Origin of the sequence: Neorhizobium sp. 2083, from assembly GCF_031455615.1 — a bacterium.
GTDB lineage: Bacteria > Pseudomonadota > Alphaproteobacteria > Rhizobiales > Rhizobiaceae > Neorhizobium.
Window position 1 is genome coordinate 211,037 of sequence record NZ_JAVDTC010000009.1, and the last position, 19,961, is coordinate 230,997.

At 58.7% G+C, this 19,961-nt stretch carries 21 protein-coding genes and 3 pseudogenes; 8 read left to right on the forward strand and 16 right to left on the reverse strand.

Going from position 1 to position 19,961, the window contains the following annotated elements; all coding sequences use genetic code 11:
- Positions 1-31: 31 nt before the first annotated feature.
- Entirely contained in the window at positions 32-532 is a 501-nt protein-coding gene (locus J2X76_RS27765; RefSeq protein WP_310220784.1) for an N-acetyltransferase, read from the forward strand.
- Positions 533-721: 189 nt separating this feature from the next.
- On the forward strand, positions 722-2,395 hold the full coding sequence (locus J2X76_RS27770; RefSeq protein WP_310220785.1) for a Na/Pi cotransporter family protein: 1,674 nt from the start codon (positions 722-724) through the stop codon (positions 2,393-2,395).
- A gap of 35 nt (positions 2,396-2,430) precedes the next feature.
- Here the strand turns inward: J2X76_RS27770 and J2X76_RS27775 are convergent, their stop codons facing one another.
- Genes J2X76_RS27775 through J2X76_RS27800 form a run of 6 tightly spaced genes read right to left on the reverse strand, consistent with a single transcriptional unit; the run spans position 2,431 to position 7,835 of the window.
- Positions 2,431-3,270, reverse strand: a complete 840-nt coding sequence (locus J2X76_RS27775) for a MurR/RpiR family transcriptional regulator (RefSeq protein ID WP_310220786.1) — start codon at positions 3,268-3,270, stop codon at positions 2,431-2,433.
- Positions 3,267-4,361, reverse strand: a complete 1,095-nt coding sequence (locus J2X76_RS27780) for a DMT family transporter (protein ID WP_310220787.1) — start codon at positions 4,359-4,361, stop codon at positions 3,267-3,269. The genes J2X76_RS27775 and J2X76_RS27780 overlap by 4 nt, the downstream gene beginning before the upstream one ends.
- Entirely contained in the window at positions 4,354-4,941 is a 588-nt protein-coding gene (locus tag J2X76_RS27785) for a hypothetical protein (protein WP_310220788.1), read from the reverse strand. The genes J2X76_RS27780 and J2X76_RS27785 overlap by 8 nt, the downstream gene beginning before the upstream one ends.
- A 23-nt stretch (positions 4,942-4,964) precedes the next feature.
- Positions 4,965-5,804 (reverse strand): nucleoside-diphosphate kinase, encoded by an 840-nt coding sequence (locus J2X76_RS27790; RefSeq protein ID WP_310220789.1) that lies wholly within the window; start codon positions 5,802-5,804, stop codon positions 4,965-4,967.
- 3 nt (positions 5,805-5,807) lie between these two features.
- Complete coding sequence (locus J2X76_RS27795; protein WP_310220790.1) at positions 5,808-6,536, reverse strand: aspartate kinase; 729 nt, start codon at positions 6,534-6,536, stop codon at positions 5,808-5,810.
- A 12-nt stretch (positions 6,537-6,548) separates the two neighbouring features.
- Positions 6,549-7,835: a DegT/DnrJ/EryC1/StrS family aminotransferase gene (locus J2X76_RS27800; RefSeq protein WP_310220791.1), complete on the reverse strand. Its 1,287-nt coding sequence runs from the start codon at positions 7,833-7,835 to the stop codon at positions 6,549-6,551.
- Between the two features lie 366 nt (positions 7,836-8,201).
- On the opposite strand from J2X76_RS27800, the gene J2X76_RS27805 reads away from it, so the two are divergent.
- Positions 8,202-9,098, forward strand: a complete 897-nt coding sequence (locus J2X76_RS27805) for a HEPN domain-containing protein (RefSeq protein WP_310220792.1) — start codon at positions 8,202-8,204, stop codon at positions 9,096-9,098.
- Positions 9,099-9,198: 100 nt separating this feature from the next.
- Here J2X76_RS27805 and J2X76_RS27810 read toward each other — a convergent pair whose 3' ends face one another.
- From J2X76_RS27810 to J2X76_RS27835, 6 genes are all read right to left on the reverse strand, one after another.
- Positions 9,199-9,432, reverse strand: a complete 234-nt coding sequence (locus J2X76_RS27810; protein WP_113129065.1) for a hypothetical protein — start codon at positions 9,430-9,432, stop codon at positions 9,199-9,201.
- 109 nt (positions 9,433-9,541) lie between these two features.
- Positions 9,542-10,249 (reverse strand): TfuA-like protein, encoded by a 708-nt coding sequence (locus J2X76_RS27815; RefSeq protein WP_310220793.1) that lies wholly within the window; start codon positions 10,247-10,249, stop codon positions 9,542-9,544.
- Complete coding sequence (locus tag J2X76_RS27820; RefSeq protein ID WP_310220794.1) at positions 10,246-11,448, reverse strand: YcaO-like family protein; 1,203 nt, start codon at positions 11,446-11,448, stop codon at positions 10,246-10,248. The genes J2X76_RS27815 and J2X76_RS27820 overlap by 4 nt, the downstream gene beginning before the upstream one ends.
- Entirely contained in the window at positions 11,438-11,656 is a 219-nt protein-coding gene (locus tag J2X76_RS27825; protein ID WP_310220795.1) for a hypothetical protein, read from the reverse strand. Before J2X76_RS27825 ends, J2X76_RS27820 begins: the two co-directional genes overlap by 11 nt.
- 14 nt (positions 11,657-11,670) lie before the next feature.
- Positions 11,671-12,792: a hypothetical protein gene (locus J2X76_RS27830; protein WP_310220796.1), complete on the reverse strand. Its 1,122-nt coding sequence runs from the start codon at positions 12,790-12,792 to the stop codon at positions 11,671-11,673.
- Between the two features lie 701 nt (positions 12,793-13,493).
- On the reverse strand, positions 13,494-13,934 hold the full coding sequence (locus tag J2X76_RS27835) for a helix-turn-helix transcriptional regulator (protein WP_310220798.1): 441 nt from the start codon (positions 13,932-13,934) through the stop codon (positions 13,494-13,496).
- Between the two features lie 173 nt (positions 13,935-14,107).
- Between J2X76_RS27835 and J2X76_RS31690 the strand changes: the two genes are divergently transcribed.
- From J2X76_RS31690 to J2X76_RS27850, 4 genes are all read left to right on the forward strand, one after another.
- Positions 14,108-14,365: a TniB family NTP-binding protein gene (locus tag J2X76_RS31690; protein WP_405030105.1), complete on the forward strand. Its 258-nt coding sequence runs from the start codon at positions 14,108-14,110 to the stop codon at positions 14,363-14,365.
- A gap of 153 nt (positions 14,366-14,518) precedes the next feature.
- Complete coding sequence (locus tag J2X76_RS27840) at positions 14,519-15,040, forward strand: DUF1403 family protein (RefSeq protein ID WP_310220799.1); 522 nt, start codon at positions 14,519-14,521, stop codon at positions 15,038-15,040.
- 45 nt (positions 15,041-15,085) lie between these two features.
- Positions 15,086-15,325 (forward strand): hypothetical protein, encoded by a 240-nt coding sequence (locus tag J2X76_RS27845; protein WP_310220813.1) that lies wholly within the window; start codon positions 15,086-15,088, stop codon positions 15,323-15,325.
- A 221-nt stretch (positions 15,326-15,546) separates the two neighbouring features.
- Positions 15,547-15,855, forward strand: a complete 309-nt coding sequence (locus tag J2X76_RS27850) for a hypothetical protein (protein ID WP_310220800.1) — start codon at positions 15,547-15,549, stop codon at positions 15,853-15,855.
- 962 nt (positions 15,856-16,817) lie between these two features.
- Here J2X76_RS27850 and J2X76_RS27855 read toward each other — a convergent pair.
- The 4 genes and pseudogenes from J2X76_RS27855 to J2X76_RS27870 all read right to left on the reverse strand — a co-directional run bounded on the left by J2X76_RS27855 (position 16,818) and on the right by J2X76_RS27870 (position 18,700).
- Positions 16,818-17,072 carry a hypothetical protein gene (locus tag J2X76_RS27855; RefSeq protein ID WP_310220801.1) on the reverse strand — a complete coding sequence of 85 codons (255 nt, stop codon included), beginning with the start codon at positions 17,070-17,072 and terminating at the stop codon, positions 16,818-16,820.
- A gap of 744 nt (positions 17,073-17,816) precedes the next feature.
- Positions 17,817-18,144 (reverse strand): annotated as a pseudogene (locus J2X76_RS27860) (tyrosine-type recombinase/integrase); the annotation flags it as partial.
- Positions 18,144-18,443 (reverse strand): annotated as a pseudogene (locus J2X76_RS27865) (type II toxin-antitoxin system VapC family toxin); the annotation flags it as partial. The pseudogenes J2X76_RS27860 and J2X76_RS27865, both read right to left, overlap by 1 nt.
- A complete protein-coding gene (locus J2X76_RS27870) occupies positions 18,443-18,700 on the reverse strand; it encodes a type II toxin-antitoxin system VapB family antitoxin (protein ID WP_310220802.1) in 258 nt (85 codons plus the stop codon). The gene J2X76_RS27870 and the pseudogene J2X76_RS27865, both read right to left, overlap by 1 nt.
- A gap of 578 nt (positions 18,701-19,278) precedes the next feature.
- Between J2X76_RS27870 and J2X76_RS27875 the strand changes: the two are divergent.
- A pseudogene (locus J2X76_RS27875) lies at positions 19,279-19,961 on the forward strand (hypothetical protein); the annotation flags it as partial.

Genomic DNA, 19,961 nt, shown 5'->3' on the forward strand with positions numbered 1-19,961 from the left:
GATCGGGCGCGGGTCCACCTGGAGGTTGTCGATGGCAGATATGTTTACGATCCGGCGGCTGACGCCCGAAGACGCGCCCGTCTTCAGGTCAATTCGCCTTGAAGCCTTGCAGAGCACGCCGCATTTTTTTGGGTATTCTTTCGAGGAAGAGGCTGCTGAACCACTGTCCTTCTTCTCGCATCGGCTGGACACACATGTCGTCTTCGGGGCGTGGCACGGAGATGCCCTGAAGGGTATCGCCGCCATGGAGAGGGGGCGCCTTGCAAAAACGCGCCACAAAGGCACGATCTGGGGGATCTATCTGGCACCCGATGCGCGGGGGCACGGCTTGGCCCGGAAGATGCTCACGGCGCTCATCAACGACGTGAGAGGGACAGTGGGCGATCTCAGGTTAACCGTGTCCACCGAGAATCCAGGCGCCTATCGCCTATACCATGACCTCGGCTTCCGCGAATACGGCCGCGAGCCGCGCGCGCTGAAAATCGGAGAGATCTTCCATGATGAGTTCCTAATGGCACTCCGCCTGGAGTAGCTGACCTCCTGCCAAGTGAATTCATGTCGAGCCGGTTCGCCTTCGGCCTGGGCAAGCGCGATGGAGGTGGGAAGGTCAAACGCGGCCCGCTCGCCTCTCTAAGCGCCCGGCGGCGGGGCATGACGCGGTCTCGTCTTTGTCTGCTGAGAAATCGGCAGTGGGATGTGTTGCCCAGAAATGAGAATTACGATGTTCATTGCCATTACCGTAATCAGCCTTTTCGGACACGTCGCGCTACTCCTTTGGGGAACGCGGATGGTGCAGACCGGCATCCAGCGTGCCTATGGGTCGAAATTGAGGAGGTTCCTCGGGGAAGCCCTGCGCAGTCGGCTCAGGGCGTTTCTGGCGGGGTTGGTCGCCACCACCATCCTGCAAAGCAGTACGGCGACAGGAATGATTGCGTCGGGTTTCGCGGCAAGTGGTTATGTCGGACTGGTTCCTGCCTTTGCCATCATGCTCGGCGCCAATGTCGGCACAACGCTGATCGTGCAGCTCTTTTCCTTTGATGTGGCAGCAATGTCTCCGGCGATGATCCTGACAGGGTTCGTCTTCTTTCGGCACGTGACCAGGCCGGAGATGCATCACCTCGGCCGTGTCTTGATCGGCCTTGGCTTTATGCTTCTCGCGCTTCACCAATTGCTGGCGGTCGTGTCTGAAGCTTCGCGGGCGACGGAGCTGGGTTCGGTCCTGAGGATGCTTTCCTCGATGCCATTGCTCAGTCTCCTGCTCGCGGCCGCTCTGACGTGGGCTGCTCATTCAAGCGTTGCTGTCGTCCTGCTCGTGATGTCGCTGGCCGGAAACGGGGTAATCGATGCCTATCAGGCAATTGTTCTGACTTTAGGTGCGAACCTCGGGACCGCCATCAATCCGGTCGTCGAGGGAGCGGCCGGGACTGATCTTTCTTCCAGGCGACTGCCCGTGGGCAACCTTCTGACCAGGATCGCGGGGATGGCGGTCGCTTTTGCAGCACTTCATCCCATCACGTCCGTTATGATGTGGATTGATGGCGATGGGACGCGCGCTGTTGCAAATTTTCACACCGCCTTCAACCTGATTGTCTCTCTGGCATTCCTGCCTTTCCTGTCGCCGGTCGCGACCATGCTGACAAGGTTAATGCCAGACCGACCGGCCGGGAGCGACGCAGGGCGGCCTCGTTATCTCGAACCTGTGGCACGCGAGACCCCCGCCGTGGCACTGGAAGCGGCTGCGCGTGAGGTTCTGCGGCTGGTCGATACGCTGGAAGCAATGCTGGCTGGCGCAAGGCAGGCACTTCACGTTCCGGACCGGATGATGGTTTCGAGATTGAGAAAGATGGACGACGTTCTCGACCGGCTCGACAGCGCGGTAAAGCATTATGTCACTTCGATAGGTCTTGATCTCTTCGGCGAGGCCGAGCACCGTCGGCGCGAACAGATCCTTCGATTCTCGACTGGACTGGAACACGCCGGTGACATCCTTGATCGGAGCGTTCTTCCCCGTTTGGAAAAGCGCATTCGCAAAGGGATCGGGTTTTCGGACGGTGAACGGAAGACGCTCGAGGCGCTCCTGGACCGGTTGATCAAGAATCTTGGACATGCCTCGGCTCTTTTCATGTCCCAGGATGGCCGACTGGCGCGTCTGCTGGCCGATGAAAAAACCGCTTTCCGCCATGCGGAGCGCGCGTTCGCCAAAGAACACTTCAGGCGGCTCGGGGAGGGCGATATCGGTGCCGCCGAGACGAGCGCGCTACATCTAGACCTCCTGCGGGACCTCAAGCAAATCAACGACCATCTGGTTGCCACGACCGCTTACCCGGTTCTGGAGCGAAACGGCGAGCTCCTTCAAAGCCGGCTGACCGAGGCGCGCTCGCGCGCACGCCCATGACATCAAGGACTGACATACGCTTGATGCACCAGACACTAGCGGCGATCCCTTTCACCCGAGCCTTTGCGCGGGCGCTTCGCTTCCCTGCGGCCGATCTCGATAGCGACAGCCGAGACCAGCACCTCGATCACGAAGAGCTGAGTGAACGCCACCGTCAGCGCGCCTCCCGTCAATGGCGATTCTGCGGCGGCTGCGAGAAGAACCGTTTCAGATGAGGCGACGATCGGGCTATCTGGTCTCGCGGTGATTGCCGCTGTGAAAACGCCGGCGCTCCGAGCCCGTTTCAGGGCCTGAACTGTCTCGGAGGTAATTCCGGTCTCGGACAGACCGATGGCAACGGACGTGGCATCAAGCCCGTGGGCAAGTTCTGCGCCGATCTTCGGGTCGCTGAAGGCGAACGCCATGATCCCCAGCCTCAGGAGCCGGGTGGCCAACAGCGTAGCCAATATCCCGGACATGCCTGCCCCATAGATATCGACGCGTCGTGCGTCGACGAGACGAACTGCGAGTGTGTCGACGTTGGCGTAGTTAAGCAGCGATACATTGTCCTGGAGCATTGCGGAGAGCGTCCCTCTCAACGTCTCAGAAATCTGCCGGCTGGCGAGCGCAGAAGCGTCTGGCGCCTGCACCGGCCGTGTTGCCAGCTCTCCAGCAAGGGCAAACTTGAAATCCTGGAATCCTTCAAAACCGATCAGCCGGCAAAAACGGACAACGCTCGCCTTGCCGCTTCCCGATAGCGTTGCAACCTGGTCAGCGGTCTGTTTGACGATCAGCTCCGGATTTTCGACGATGTATTTGCCGATACGCCGTAGTGCCATCGGCAACTGGGGCATATGTGCCCTGATCATTGGCAAGACGCTGCGCTGTGAGTTCATCTATGACCACGTGAATCTGATGTAAGTCGAGTTCCTCGCCTGTCACGCGACTCGATCGAACGATGATATAGCCTCGATAATACGACTCGTGAATAAGCCGTCGGCGCAGGCGGGGATTTATCGAAGCCCGTAAGGCTCGCAGCTCGCATCTGCCGGCCGTCCTGGTGAGAGTGTCGTGGACGCGGTGGTGAACTGTTCGATTGCAAGGCCAAGCATGAGCCGATGATGATCGTGGCGCTGCCCACAAGCGTAATCCAGGAGATTGTATGACCGAAAAACCAAACCTCGAGAGTTTGGGTGGACAAGGGGCTCAACGTCACAAGGACGGCGATTTTACCGGCTTCGGCGTGACGCATCGCCAGAAGCCATAGGAGCGATTGCACCGCGCCGCCAGCACCGACGAAGAGTACAAGCCTCCCCGTCGCCATTGACGGGTCTGCTGGCCAAGCGTGGTGGTTGCGGAGGAGTATGATGATCGACAGCATCATAGCGCCGCCAAGCATCGTCAAGAAGGTCGTCGCAAGAGCGCCGGCACCACTGACCATCGGCCGGGCCAAGACATTATAGAGGGCGCTGGAGCACGCGGCGGCGGTCAGCATTCCGATGCCCATCACACGCTCTGCGCTTCCATTGCCCTGCAGGGAATCTGTTGAGAAGATACACAGGCAAAGGCCGGCAAAAGCTGTCGCGGCCCCGAACCAGCGGGAGAAGGAACCGCGTTCCCGGCCGAGCAGCCTGGCAATGATGACCGTGAGCACAGGCGTGAAGCAAAGCACAATCACTGTGGTTGCGGCATCAGTCCGGATGAGGCCCTCCATGATCAACCAGGGCGTCAAGCCGCAGATAAGGGCACCGACTGAAATGATCACGGCGCAAAGGCGTGGTGGCACGTCCCGGCAGGACCAAACAGCCAGAGGTCCGAGGCACGCAAGCCCGATGACAATGCGCCACTCTGCCATGAGCAAACCATCGATCTCCTGCGATGCCTGTTTGGCGGCCAGAACCGTTGCACCGCTCAGAATGGCCGACATCGACCCGAATCCGGCCCCCAGCCAACCCACGCGCGTTCCTTGGTGGGAATTGTTAGACATTGCTTACCCGCATGAAATGATTTCTTGCGGCGACGATGTCCGATGCCGCGGCAGCGTTGAGGTTCCTGGAGCGGCTGAGCGCCGCCAGAATTGTGTCGGCGGCATCGACGAGGCGGCCCGAGCGTTTGGAAGCTGCGACGATCAAAACAAGATCAAAGGAAAACAGCCCGGCGTTGGCACAATCTGCCAGATCGTCGTAATGCTTGATCTGATCGCCCCCTTCAGCCATCAACAGCTTTTCGAGCAGGACGTCTGCAAGCGAGACGCGCCAACCGAACTGCAGGTCCACGATCGGGGCGCAAATGCGCGGCTCTCCGCTCATTACCCAGTTGATCGCTGTCGTCTCGCCATCCCGGACAATTGTCATCTCGGTTTCCATTTCCTGCCGCGACTGAGGTCCGGCCGCGATAGCGTGCTCTTCAAGGGTCGCGAGATCCATTTCCATCGATGAGACGTAGTCGAGTTCGGAAACGCAATGAATGTCGAGATCGCCAACCCGCCGCCCCAGGTGCTCGGCGAGGATCGCTGAACCGGCGAAGAAACTCCGTGGGCTGCGGTTGGCAGCAAGGATCGAAACCACCCGCGATTGAAACCGCGAAAGGGTCATCCTGCGCTCCGATTCCGGTTTTCTCGCTGCGAAAGGAATGCCGGCGAAGTGCTGATCTTCTCCATCCAAAGCGGGTTGGAATGCATTGCGCTGTCTATCATCAGCCTTTGCCAGGCGGAGATCTCGCCGAGGTGGGAAATGTTGTTTCTGACGAAGTCACTGTCACCTGTCAAAAACGCGTAGGTCAGGCGCTGGAGGGGACGCGATACGGATTCGGACAAATCGAGAAGGTAATTGAGCAAAATCGCAGCGGTTTTGGCTGCATCACGGTCACGCTCCATCTGCGCCAGCGGCAATCCAGCCTCGGCGTAACTGCTGATCGCGTTCGCAAAGTGGTAGAGACCAGAATTCAGCGGCTGCTCGGCAAGACGTAGACGTTCGTCGACTGAGCCGGGAACAGTGTCGCCAACCAACCGGCTCTCAAGAATTCGGAGCTCTTCACGCGCAATCTCATCGTTGTCGCTGACATGCAGCAGATTGGCGACTGGGTTATCGCACCAGAAGCCGGCCCGGACGGTGCCCGGTTCGGCAAAACACGGTTGCGTTGCACCCTTGAGCGCCTGCAGACGCGGTAGCGCCGCGACGCCTCTCCAGATCGACACAAAGCACGCGCGCGCCTCAAACAGATCAACCACGAGAGGCCAGTGACGTCCGGATGTTGATCCCGTAAGACTATAGAACTCCGTTATGGAGGCCGCATCGTGCACCGCGAGAAACCGTCGTGTCACCTCGAGCCCGGTTGACGCAACGATAAAGGCGTCGAGAGACGGCACCAATCCGGAAACGATAACCTCCGGGCCGTAAACGGTGGCCGCCTGCAGGGGATCATCAGACATTGTTCAATTGCCCTCGCGATGGGCGCCGTTTGACACACGGGTCCCGACGAAAGCCTCTCCCTGAAGCCACTGCCGGAGCCTCTCGGGGTGCCGCCCGTTGATGACAGCGGCTTCCAGATCCCTGCTGCTGATCCATGCAGCGGCACATCGGTCGACCGAGGTGTGACCCATGGCAAGAAGGTCTGCCGCCGAGATGTTGGCAATCAATTCGCTTTTGATACCGACAGAGCCTGGTTTGTAGACGCCGTCGACGTCTGTGAGGATCCCGATCCGCGGCGCGTCGACCAGCCACGCGAACCACGCGGCGATAGCATCCGAGGTCACATCCCATGTCATCTCAACCGGGTCGAGATCAGCTAGCAGCCTGGCCGGCAGGATCACTGGAACCAACCCGTCGTCGAGAGCGATACCGCACTCTCGTAACGTCTCGCAGGCTCGAAGTTTTCCTGAAAAGCCGCGGTCACAGAGGATCAACCCCGTCTGGTCCTGCGCCATCGCGGTTGCGCGATGGGCGGTCTCGGGTGCAAGCGGCTGTTCACGGTCGATCTCCTCGATCGCCTTGTCAGGACGGCCGCCGCCCGGGATCACCATCAGGCGGTGCCCCAGCTGCGCGCAGGCGGCGATGCCCTCGATCAGCAGCTTCGTCGCGGCAAGATCCCGCGTCAGGCTGCCGCCAAATTTTACCACCGCATCGATGCCGTAGTATGTGAACCCCTCGACCTGAGAACGCATGGGCTCCTCCCGTCACTCGGCGGCTCGTTGCCGAATATCGGCGCGAAGCTCAGGCATGGCAGCCCAGACCTTCCTGAAGGCGTCAGCATAGGCCTGCATGAGTCCGAGACCGTTCGGGGGTGCGATCTCGGAAACGTAGAACATTGTGTCCAGCAGAGTTACCGTATTTGGAAATTCCGCTGCCGACCATTTGCCTCTGAAGGCCGGCAGGTAGTCAAACACCGGCTTGGTCAACCAGACCCAGACAGGAACGCCTTCGGCGCGAAGGGCCTCGACGATAACGTCACGAGCAGCCGGGCCGTGGGGCAGGTCCAACGCCTCGAGGTCGAGCCGAAGCGGGAAGTTCAGGAAAGAGTGCGAGCCGTCCGTGGTATCGAAAAGAGGGACAAGGCCGCTACACTCGCGCAGCTTCGGCCAGAGGAAGGCGGCATTCCTGCGCCGAGCAGACAATTGTTCGTCCATTCCTGCCAGGCGGGCGCGGGCAAGCGATGCTGAGAAAACGTTGGGCCTGTAATTGAAGCCCAGCGTATCCGGTGAGAATACTCGTTCGCCGTTGCGCGACGAGCTCGTCAGCGACACCCTGTCGACATGGTCGATCAGACCGGAATGGTCAGTAACGACAAATCCGAGTTCTCCAGCCCCCAGGTGTTTGGCGCCATTTCCAGAAAGCATCAACGCGTCGCTGTCGAGGAGCCGGCCATTGTCGATGCGCTGCAGGGCGCCGATGGATTGGCAGACGTCATCGAGGAGCGCAGTGCCATTTGCTCGGCCCTTTTGCCGCAACCTTGGGCACCGGATGTTGCCGCCGAACAAGTGCGTGATCAGCACTGCACCCGTTGCCGGATTGACGGCCTCAATCGCCAGATCCTGGTCAAGCGACGCAGTCCCGAGCTCCACGTCCACGAAGACAGGCTCAAGGCCAGCGATCGCAATCGGACCTACGGCGCCCGGCCAATTCAGCGCCGCGGTGACGACCTGGTTTCCGCGCGACCTGAAGTAGTCCAGGGCGATATGGATTGCGGCCGTCCCGCTACCGACGGCGCGAACCTCCCGTCCACAAGCGAAGGTAGAGACGCTGCGCTCGAGAGCTGTCACAATCGGATGATTGACCCGGTGGTACCGGCCGCTCTCGACGACAACCCTCAAGGGTGCCACGTGCCTTGGGTTTGCTGCGGGCCAGCTCGTTACCGCACCTTCCCTGATAACTACCGGGCCGCCCTTGATCGCAAGTTCCGAGTGCGCCGCAATGAAATGCGAAAGAGCTGGTGAAATACTTGATTCGTCTGGAACATTTTGCACCTGCATATCTCCATTTTAATCTTCATGGGAATGCATCACAGCCGCGAGAGTTTTCGCATGGCTTTCGCTTCGGTTGTGCGTGAGTAGCCATGTCATGACAGACCGTCATAAATCTGTCAAATAAAAATTCTATCTGGACGAGCATATACGTGAAATGTGATCAACCGTTGCGGAGCCTTTGCCAGCAACTGGTACACACGCACCGCGTGAAAATGCCCGTTCCAGTAACGCAAGTGCGGGACCAATGAACGCTTGAGTAACATTGTCGGCGAACCGGCAGGACGCGATCTTTCACTTGCAGGATGTACAGTTCAGATGGATCTGGTAGGCAGTGTCAGGTGCTGCCATGAAAGTCGGGGTTGAAGGTTGTCGCTTTTGGATCATCTCGAGCATCTACCGGAACGGAAACGCGCCGAGCTTTCACGCGCCGTCAAGATCGTTTTCGAAGAGTTTGAGCAGGCTCAAGCCGGCAAGCAGAAGCCTGGGCGTATCCTCAAGGTCATTCTGTTCGGCTCCTATGCCCGGGGCGACTGGGTCGAGGATCGAAGCAGCGGTTATCGGTCGGATTACGATCTGCTGGTTGTGGTCAATATAGAGACCTGGAGTGAGGAACACGAGGTCTGGCATCAGGTTTCCGAACATCTCCTGCGAGAGATCACCATTACCAACCGGATCAAGACGCCGGTCAATTTAATTGTCCACAGTCTTCAGGACGTTAACGACAAGCTTTCCCGGGGCAAGCCGTTTTTTGTCGATATCGCGCGTGACGGAATTGTCCTTTACGAGGAAAGCGGCCACCCGCTGGCACGGCCAAAGGCCCTAAGTGCCGAGGAGGCGAGGGCGGAGGCACAGGGCTATTACGATCAGTGGTATCAGCTTTCGGCGGAAGCCTTTCGCGGAGCGCAGCTTATGCTGCAAGATGGAATCTGGCGCGACGGCGCTTTCATGCTCCATCAATCCACAGAACGGGCCTATCATTGCGTTCTGCTTGTTCTGACGCTCTACAGCCCAAAGTCCCACCGGCTGAAAATGCTCCGGTCGGCAGCGGAGGGTATAGACCCGCGCCTCATTCCCGCATGGCCTCGCGACACGAAGTTCGCACGGCGCAGCTTTGAGCGGCTCGACCGAGCTTATGTGGATGCGCGCTACTCGCCGCACTACACGATTACCACCGAAGAGCTGGGCTGGATTGTCGAGCGGATCGGAGTTCTACAGGAACTTGTCGACCAGATATGTCAGGAGAGGCTTGCTATTCCAGCCTGAGCTTGGGCTGGCCTGGACGAGCACGCGCAATCGGTCCTGCTGTGGTCCCGCAGGCCGAAGCTTAGGGCGGTTGGCCCTCGGCGCCTAAACACGTCTATGATCAGCAGTGACCCGCGCGGGTCGCCAGCTGAGAAATCTCTTCTGTCGAAAGAATGCTCGTGAGCTCGCTCTGTAGCTCCGTCAGCAACGTCTTTCGGGCGATATCCAGATGTTTGGCGGCGGACTCGGCGGCAAGAGATGCCGCCGCGCCGACCGTATATTCGATCATATTAATAAGCGCGAGAAATTCTTCGTGACGCTCCGTCAACTGCACATTTGCACCCTTGCGTATCATGACCAAACCCCGTGGTCTGTGGACTGGATCATTGTTTGCACAGGATCGCGGTCGACGCGCGTTGCAAAATCGTTGCACAAGTTACGCGAGAATCGTTTGCCCGTTTCCCTTACTGCTCCGGGGTCGGATACATCGTCCGCCACAGGGAGGTTCGGTTAAACTGCCAGCTTTTAAGGACGGGCGGCAGGCCTATTTCGCCCTTAACGAGCACTGCCAGCAATTCAAGGGAATCAAGCCGTTTCTGGTCCGTCCACGCTCGCCTGACCACCGATTGCAGGTGCGGGAGTTCAATGTCCGCTGCTTCGGCGATGCGCTTCCAGGTCCGGTCCTTGAAAAAGATACCACGAGCAATCCTGGTGATCTCCATGCAGAGATCTTCGGACAAAAGTTCCAGCCTGCGTGCCTCTGCAACGGTCGCGTCGAGACTGACCATGGGTATCGTAAGAGGCATATAGGCGAGTTCAGCCGGAGCATGAAGCAGGGCAACATCGCCGTCGTCGATACGGCGGCCCACACGATAATCCTCGAATATTCGCCCTATACCTGCCATGCCGAAGGCGGCGCATTCGACCGCACGCAAGGCGCCCATGCTGGCCGCACCGCAAACGAGGATACCTTTCGACAGCGCGAACAGCAGTTCCTTGTGCCAGACGGGAGCTACCAGTTCAAACTGCCCATCGATGAGACCGATGGCGGTCGCACCATCCTTGATCGCCTGCATCACGTCACCTTGACGCGCCGGGGCTCTGATCTCGATATCGTGACCAGCGAGGGCCTCCGCGTCAGGCAGGCTCGGTCCGACAAACAGGACCTTCACTGCAACGCTCGAGAAATGGCACGAACGCCGAAACGTTGGCGCCGATCGCCATCAGGATTTTCAAGCTGGGGAACCAGCACTTTCGCGACAAACACCGGGAGCCAGGGGGGCGCCAGATCGACAGCGTAAATCTGTGAGATACCTCCAGCGCGAAGCCGGTCCAAAATGACAGTGAGCGCTTCCCCGGTGGTCTGTGGGTGAGGTGGCTGCGTGCCCCCCAGCTGTCGCGAGAAGGGCTGGTCGAATGCCTCGAGAATAGCAGGCTCGATCGCACGGCTGAATGTGTCCGGCACCAGATCGTCGCGCGCTCCCGCGATAAATGTCATGCGTGATTGGACAGCTTCGGTCACAGCACGAATGGCGGCGGCGGCGGGTAGAAGAGACGCCCCGGCACCAAGGGTGATCTCCACGTGCCTCAGGGCTCGCGAAGCATGCCGTCTTCTGGGGCCAATGAGTGCCACCATACACGGAATGGAAAGGTCGCTCGTGATGTCGAAAAGAGCAACAACCAGTCCAGCCGCTTCGATCTTGTCGAGGAGTTCGCGCAGCGTGGCGCCACCGGCGCGCACCGTATCGACCCTTTGAGTGAAGCGCTTTTTCGGTGGCGTTACTTGCCAGAGGGTGAGGGCGTCACGTTCCACGCGTTCCAGCAAACCGTGCAGGACTGCTTCTTCAGGCGTATTGCCGGAGGCCAGCCCATCTGATGATTGCCAATACCGTGGTGAAACAAGTGAACGATCAAGGCGCACCGCTTCAAACGGAACCCAAAGATGGTCTTGCTTGAGCAGGTCGCGTGAATTTGCCCAGGTCACCGGCTCGTGGGGCGCGATCAGGTCGGCCCTGGCCGCCAGCAGACTGTCAAGCGTGTCGAGGGATTGGCCGCGCATATGCATGGAGGTGATGGACTCGGTGAGCCGGTCACAGGCAGGATCGCTGGCGACGGAACGCTCGATGGCTTCCATGACAGCGGATGTCCGCGCAGCGTCGTCATCGACACCTTTTCCCTGGGCGATGACGATCGCCTTGGCATTGGGTGTATAAGCGCACCAGACAGGTATCCCGATTCGGTCGAGGTCGGTTTGTCTGGCAACGCGTGTGATACCCAGCCGGTCAAGATGGGCGGCGACCTTCTGAAAGGTCTCGGCCGCACCGCAGGACCGGTAATCACCGATGCCGATCCTTAACTGATCAAGGTTCATGGTGTCCTGTTGCGACTTCCGCCGCGGACGAGACGACAACGCCGAAATCGACGCCCTTAATCACGGTCGCCCCCTGCTGCCTCAACGCTGCGGCCGTAGCGAGTTCGCCGACCGGTGGCTGACTGAGTGGAGTGAGTGTTCCCGAGCTGAAATCCGCAAGCCACAGGCCCGTTTCGCCCGCAACGCCAATCACTGCAACTGCTGCCATTACTATCTCCTTTGTTAAAAACCGGCCTTCACAAGGCCTTCCCTATAAAGCTCTGTCTGCCAACGCTCCTTGTGCGGTATCATTTTGAGCCATCGCTCCAGATCGAAGTCAGGATTGTTCTTTAGCACCCGAACCCGGCATGCGCGCGCCTTCGCAGATTCACCCAGCATGGCCCAGCTCGCCGCCGCCAGCCGGGAAGCCGGGTTGCTGTCATGCATGCGTCCAATGTAACCAAGCGCCTGCTGGTAATCGCCCAGGAAGTAGCTGGCACCGGCAGCCGTCCAGAAATAGGCATCAGGTGAAAGCGGATTGAGTTCGATGGCAGACCTGATCTTCGCAAGCGCCGATCGAGGGTCGCTTGCATGAACGAGGGTATCGGCATGACTATACAAGACGTCCGCATAATGAGGGCTGATTGCCTCCGCTTCGCCCAGAGCGTGCAGGCTCTCGTCGATCTTGCCCATATAAAGCTGGCTGACACCCAATTCCTTGAAAGCCCCCGCGAGCTGACGGTTTTCTTTGATTGCCGCACGAGCGTGCCTTTCCGCATGATGTAGCAGCTCCGGATCGTTCCTCGCCGTGAGAAGCCATTCCATGGTCAGGGTCCGGGAGACCCCCGCAAGGGCCGCTGCAAAGCCTCCCTCGCCATCCAGAGCATTTTTGAAATACCTGCGCGCTTTCCTCACAGCTGGCAAGTTGAGACTGGAAAGGGCTTGCAGGCCTTTCAGATAGGCGAAATATGGCGCCGGCCGCTCATCGAAACTGCTGACGAGTGATCTCCGTTCGTTGATCCTGTCGATGATTGCTCGTTGGATAGCATCTGAAATCGACGCCTTGCCGTGAGAAATGGCCAAGGGATCTAATTGGAAACGGCTCGCCCAGACAATCTCATCGGTCGGCATATAGATGAGCTGGACAAACAACCGGTCATCCGATCGCCTCGTGTCGAGCGCGTAGAGGACGGAATGATGGGCGAGTATTGCAGCCTTGTCCTTGGAGGCCCGGATACGTTCGGATGTATATGGGGCAACCACCGAGACGGACTTGCTGGCGCACATGGCAATCGTGAGATCTTCAATGAGGGCATTAGCGATCGATCCCCGGCGTTGAGCCTCATGGGAAGTCTCTGGCGGCAATAGCGCTATCCTTGGAGGCGTATGATGCGCAGGAAATTCTGGTGTTTGTTGGTCCGACTCGGATGCCGCGACATGCGGCGATACCCGATACGGAGCGCTCGTTGCAATTCCGCCCGATCCCTGGGTGTACTCGGAGTGAGGCAGGAGCGCTCTCCTGACCTCATCATCATGCGGATCTCGCTCAAGGAGTAGAACGGCGGCACGCGTAAGTTCCGACCGCACGGAGTCCGACGTCGATTGTGCCCGAAGCGCAAGGTATTCGGATCGCAGGTGGCCAGCCAGACGTACGCGGACATCTCGGACCCAGATATCGAGAGCGCTTGCGCCTTCTCCGTACGACGGAAGAAACTCCCTCGCGACGGCATGTATTGCCGTTTGCAATCGCCCCAGCGGGCTGGTCTGGGTTTTAAGATCAAGGTCGCAGCGAAGAATGTCGGAGTTGATAGACAGGCTTGAACCTTCGCTGTTGACCAAGGCGTTCGATGACGTTGCTCTTGCAAGCCGTCGCAAGGTTGAACGGAGGTTGGTCGCTGCTGCTTCCCGCGGGCCGGGCCAAAAGAGGCTCGCCAGCTCACGTCGTGTGACGGGTCGCCCGACATCGTATAGATAGGCCAGTATAACAAGGGATAGCGCCGGAACAGGGACAGCTTGCCCGGCCGCGTCCTCGAGGCAGCAATTGCCGAAAGTCGCAAGGGTAAACGTCATATCGGCGTGGCTTTTGAATGATCGGACCCGTTGATCTCCTCTGGGTCCGGCGGAGAGGTGGCCAATGATCGGACGAGACTGAGGAGGCTTCGCCGCACGTGTTTGTCTTCGATGGAATGAAATGCTGTCGCCAGTGCGATTGTTTCTTTTGAGTTCATCAACTCCGACAACCGATGGCTGGCATCGTCCGCCGTGTCGATGACGAGTGCGCTCGGCCCCGCCTCGAAGAAGAAGATGATTGGCAGGTTCAATAACTCAGAGATGTGCTGAAGGCGGCTCGCGCCAACTCTGTTTGAACCCTTCTCGTATTTCTGGACCTGCTGAAAAGTTATCCCAAGACCCTCGGCCAATTGTTCCTGTGTCATGCGGGCCTTTGTGCGGCCAAGACGAATACGCGAACCCACATGAATATCGATCTGGTTTGGAGCTTTCTTCATTGTGGTTGACCCGGGAAGTACAATGGCGCACCCATAAATAAGCGCGAGTTTCTCGGCGGATGCAACCGGAAAATAATGGATCTGGTGCCTCCTGTTGGCACCAGGCTCAGTTAGGCGAGTTACACTATCGAGATTGCGACGCTCCCAAACGAAATCCGTACGCCCGCTTCTAGATGAGTGATATTCCGCATGAGCAACGCCGGATGCTCAATCTGCTGCGCTTCCTCGGGAACGAGTTGCGCATCCTGCTCATTTGCCTGGTCTCTCACGCAGCACGAGACGCGATGCGCGGCGACGCCCCTCTCAACAGCCGTTGCGAGCCCTATGGCTTGCCGCCTTGGCGGCACGATGCCGATCCATGGATTGGTAGGAGGCCTTCTGCCTTCGTTGCCATTGCGCTCGCCGTCCCATTTCACGGACAGCCCTCTTAAACGCCCGGTCGAGGTCAATGGTGGCGCCACGGCATCGATATTCCGGGTGGTGATTGATCTTGCCGTCCAAGCCGTCCACACTGGAGCCGAGCCCATCACGCCGGCCGCGATTCTCGCTTACCCGCTGGCTGCGCCGTCGCCAGTCGCTGCGGCATGAGCGATGAGAGGGGAGAGAAGGGCGCCGCCTCCGATCGTGCCTCCCCTGCCGCACGGCCGCGAAGCCGCCTTTGCCGCCGGTATGGCGCTGAAACCCCCTCGACGATCTGCTCCGCGCCGACCCGCCATGGTTCGATTGCTGGCGATCGCCTCGCCCTCAAATCCGCTGTGATGGCCGCGAAAATGTTGGGACGCGGCGAGGAGGAAACCGCTATCCCGGATCCCGGCCCCGCCGGCAAGCTGTTTCTGGCTACACGAATGTTGGCGCGCCAATCCGGGCCGATCACCAGGCCGTTTGTTCAGAAGCTTGCCGAGGATGACGCCCCGTCTCTTCGGGCGCTTCTGAAGGAATGGAATATTGATGATGATCTATGGGATGAACACTTTGCCCAGGAAAGGCGGGAGGAGGACGAGAAAGACGCGAAATTGTTGGCTGTGTTGACACGCGCGGACGCTCCAATCCAGCCGCCACCCAATTCCCTAGGAGCAATCGACATTGAGGATTCAATTCGGTTTTGATGTGTGATTCATAGCCCTCCAGATTTTTCCGTCTGGAGAGCTATCATGGTGAAGTCCAAGCTCTACGAACTGACACCTGAACAATGGCGCGGGATCTGCGACTTATCGCCCGGTAAGCCCACCGATCCCGGACGTTCCGGGGCAGACAATCTCGAACGGCTATCGCGCGAAGCAAACCATACTGCACTCGAGCTCGAATTGTCCAAAAAGCTCAACGTCCGAGATCGGGCATTCGCAATGCTGCATAGCGGCAATGTAGGTGAGATTCGTATTGCCGCGCTATAGCCCGCGTCGGGCTCCTCTCGGATCCCCACCACGCGCCCGATCTCATTGAGGTAAGCAATGATGTCCTCCTTAGATGACCGCGTTCGCTGAACGCCTCTGAGACCCGGTTCGAAATCCGCGCGAAGGCTCCTCATGTCGGGATCGATCGGTTCAGCCAGGTATCGTCGCGAGGCGAGAGCGTACCTATGTAGATCCGTCAGGTCAAATCGCAGGAGATTTAGATGACAGCGGAATTCGGCCCATACATACAGATGCGCAAACTCGCTCAGCAGATGGCAATCCAATACCAGAAAGACCCGGACATCGATCTGGCGCCTCTTCTTGCTCATTTTATGGATGAGGTCGAAGTGAATGTGGCTTCCGATCGGTTCGATCATTCAGGGTTCATGGAAAAGATCAGAGGACCCTTGACGCTTGATGCTGAAGTGACATTAGACCACCGCCGCAAGGAATTCCTGAAGGCCGTAGCCGATGCCCTGCAAGAACGCCTTCAACGCGAAGCTGATGCTGCCACCCTTCCGGTGTCATAGGCCGCAGCCTCGAACAAAAGGTTCATCAACGACAGGAGGCGCGGTTTGTCGCTCTGGTAAAATTTCCCCATTCTTGACTTCGATCAAGTTGCGCTCCCCTCAGTTGCGCTACTTTGGGCCGAAAGAGGGATGGGATATGGAACGTCTAATATTTGAGCGAGACATCTGCGGAAAAAGCTATAGGGTTTGCGTGCGAACAAGACCGCAGAACAGTCCGATCTTTACCTATCAGGTTTTCCGCGCACTGCCGTCTGGAAATGTTTGGCAAGGTGTGCCTCCGGCATGGGCAAGTGTGAGATCAATGATGGACGAGGCATTTGCTTCAGACTTAGCGTTTTTTCGTACCCGCGCGGTCTAGAAATTACGTGCTCTTAGTCTCTGATCTGGAACTATTTGTGCTGCTCGCGGTTTTATTGCCGTCGCGAGGGCAAATCCCCCGTCCCCCTCGAAACGATTGTTCGCTCCCCGTGAACACGCTCTCGCGACTCCCTCCCCCATCTTTGCGCAAATCAACCCGCCTCATGTAGATCAGCTGCTCACATGGTTGGAGGGCGCCATACCAGCCTGTGATGCGCGCGGCGGTGCCTCCGCTGTATGCATCTAAGCCGTGGAACAAGTCAGTCGACATGCGGGTTCCTCCAAAAAACCGGCCGCTTCGACTGCATGGGCTAGTGCATATGATCTATTCATTGGAAGGTTTGCAGGAAGCGGACGCGCGCGTCCTGCAAGCGAGGCAGGCGATCCAAAGGCAAAGGATACTTCTGGCGCATTTGATCGAACATGGTCATCCTACGGCTACGGCATTCGAGTTGCTGGACGAGTTTCACGTCTGCCTAGAAAGACGCCTGACGTTTAGAGAACGGATCGCTTCCGAATTAGGGCGAATTACTCAGCGCGGCGACCTGGACCGATCCAGCCCTTCGGCGATCTCCAGATGGAGCGGCTGCGGGCCGGCGCAGTGATCACACGGAGCTTGTCTCTGACCCCTCCGGAATCTCCACCACCCGCCCGATCTCATGAAGGTAGGCGATGATGTCTTCCTTGAGGTGGTCTCGCTCACCGAATGCTGACGATACGAGCTCGATCCGGCGGTAAGCTTCTTTGTCAGTCGGATCGACCGGTTCCGCAAGGACATAGCCGATCTTTCCGACCGCCTGGATATTGCTCCCGGCCTCGATCATGGCGATTACAAATGCTTTTATTTCTTCTTTGGTCATGTCCGTAGATGAGCAGACTTCGTGCGGGCGCAACTAAACGAATTGGCAGCGATACTGCCAAGTGCTTCTCAGCGCGGTACGTGGTATGTCGTCGAAGCGACTGGATAGGCATAGACACCTCGGTACAAGAAGCCATTCCGATACAGGCACCCTCGCAGCCGCATCGCATGAAGACTGGTTTCGCCTATCGCCTCAGCCTCTGCTAAACCAGCTTCGGGCAGACATCTCGCCAGCGCTCGGTTGTATGCTTGCATGAGTCGCGGGCTGCTTTCCACGGGAACCGCGCCATAGACATGCCAATTCGACCGCGCTTCCGCGGCCACCGAAGTGCAGGCAAGACTTAGGGCGACACCTAATACAAGCTTGAGATTCATCTGTTGGCTCTCCGGCTGAAAATAACCCGAAAACGTGGCGCCGAGTATTTTGTTCCTGACGCCGCGTAGCTGTTGGCGATAGGAAATCTCACAAATAACCAGGCCAAAAAGAAGCCCGCCGAAGCGGGCCAATTTTTTGGGGACGTTCGATGGAGAACACGGAAGACGACGGAGAACAGGGCTCTGGGAGAAGCGTTTTGATCGCCCTCCGTGTTCGCCACACTAACATCGGCGGTCGAGCTAAGTTTCGCTTGTTGCCAAATTAACTTGCCGCCATTGCCGACGCGCTGAACGCGTCTCGCTAACAGGGGCGCTCGCTCATAATAAAGCTTAAGGGATTACACTTAATCACGCGGCATTCTTGCCCCTACACCCGGCTAAAAAGAGGAACATGAGCCAGTTTAGCGAACTTGATCCAGGTTTCGATCGCGGCGATCGGGCGGGTCGCATCGGCGGAGCCGCGGCCGACCTCGACCTCCCGCCATCCGGTCTTGCCTCCAATATGACAAGCATTCCCTTTTCGAGGATCTCGATCCAGCCGCGGCCGTCTTCCGTTTGTCCGACTTAAGATCAAGACCAACAATCTCCGAGCGACGCAGTCCGCCTGCATAACCGATCAGCAGCATGGCGCGATCGCGCAGACCGCGCAGCGTGCCGCGATCAAGGGTCTCGATCATCGCGATGATGTCTTCCGCTAACAATCGGCGAAGTTCAATCCCGCGGGATGGCGGCCCTTGCAATAGATCAGCCAGGCCTGTGTCGCCAGGTCGACCAGCTCAGCGTCGACCGGAATGATCTCAGCTTCGATTTTTGAAAGCCAAAGATCGATCTCGGCTAGCGCATGTTCGCCGCCCCGGCTAACCATGACCATACGGGCTTCGAGCACGTATGTCGCCGGCACTAGTCGGATTGGGTCGGTGATGATGGATTTTTCAAGCCGCTCCGCCTGTGGGTCGCCGCGCAGGATCGCTACAATCGCGGATGTATCGATGACCATTAGTTCGGAATTCCATGCTCATCGAAGCCGACGATATCCTCGTCCGTTCGACTTTCCAGCTCGGGAAGGCGTGCTACCCTTTTCCGGATGGCTTGAAGTTCGCTGAGCATGCGCTCCTGAGAACCGCCGGCGTGACCCATTCGGTGCAGCCGCTCTTCGAGCGCTTGATGAATTGCCGCAGTCTTGCTGACCCCTTGGCGGCGCGCCAACTCATCGACCAGGGCTACTGTAGCTGGATTTTTGATATTCAGTGACATCAGAGACTCCCAAAATCTACCTTTGCTAAGAAATCTACCCTAGGCCATTCGCGAGTGTCAGCGACGTCCGATAATGCAAGATTATCGGTCATCTTTACTGGCGACGTGCAGTGCGGTTTATGCCGTGAGTGTGTGCAAAACCGCACACGCATCCATGCGGCAAGAACCTGCTCCTCCGCCAAGCTATCTTCCGCGAACTGACTGCGCGGCTTGCTGCGAAAGTGCTGCCGCCTTGGGGGCAATAGGAGCGAGGGCAGATGCTGCCCGCCGCGTCGCCTGGCAATCCCAGCCGCCAAGGCTTCGCAATTATAGCCTTGAATTGCACCGCGCCGGCCGTAGCCTCGAGGATGAGGGCACGCAGAGAATTTCGGCGCGCGGAACCATCTACCCGTCGAATTACAGGCGGCGTGCCGTCGGCCTGACGCTTTACCACGATACTTGCGCGAGCGATCTCTAATATATGTGTCTTGTTCTCATATTTTTGTTGTTGGCGTCAAAAAGTGGTTGCGCTGTGTGGGTTGTGCGACGTTAGGATGCGTCGTGTTTTGATGACGAATTGATTCGCTTCGAGGGGGCTCATGCGTAGCAGTCGGGTTTGTTTTGCGGCTTTTGCCGCCACGGTATCGCTTTGCGTTTTTTCCGGAGGTCTGGCCGGAGCGGTGGTTGTAGACGGGCTGCTGGGGCATGGAGCGCTGGCGGCCGAGCAGGGTGCGAAGCCGGGCGGGTTTGGCAGCGGCACTGGTCTTGGTGGCGGGACCACTGGCCGGACTGGAACGGGGCAGGCAACTTCGGGTGGAACGGCAGGCCAGACCGTCGGTTCGGGGGCCGAGGCGCTCGAGCCAGGCACTGCGATCGGGGCGGGAACTGGCGCGTCGTCGAAAGACCGGGCTGTGGACCGGACGCTTGGGATCGGCAAGCCGCAGGAGAAGAGTCTGGGGGCAGGGGCTGTTGACGGAAAGGCTGGTGGAACCGCACCTGGAACGGCACTGGGCAAGCCGGCCGAGAAGCCAGAGGGCGAGGACGCTCAATCGGGCACGGCCGCCAAGACCAAAGATGCCGATGGTGCACTGGAGCCTGAGGCGATGTCGGCCATGGCGGCGGCCGAACCAGCGGTGGGTGGACGCCCCAACAATGCGCCTGAAAAGCCGTCGATCCCGGAGATCACGGGCAATGGGTTCTTCACCCAGAAGATCGGCATCGACGTTCCCGGCTTCCGTGGCCTGGAGCCGAAGCTCTCGCTGGCCTACAGCTCGGCGCGCAA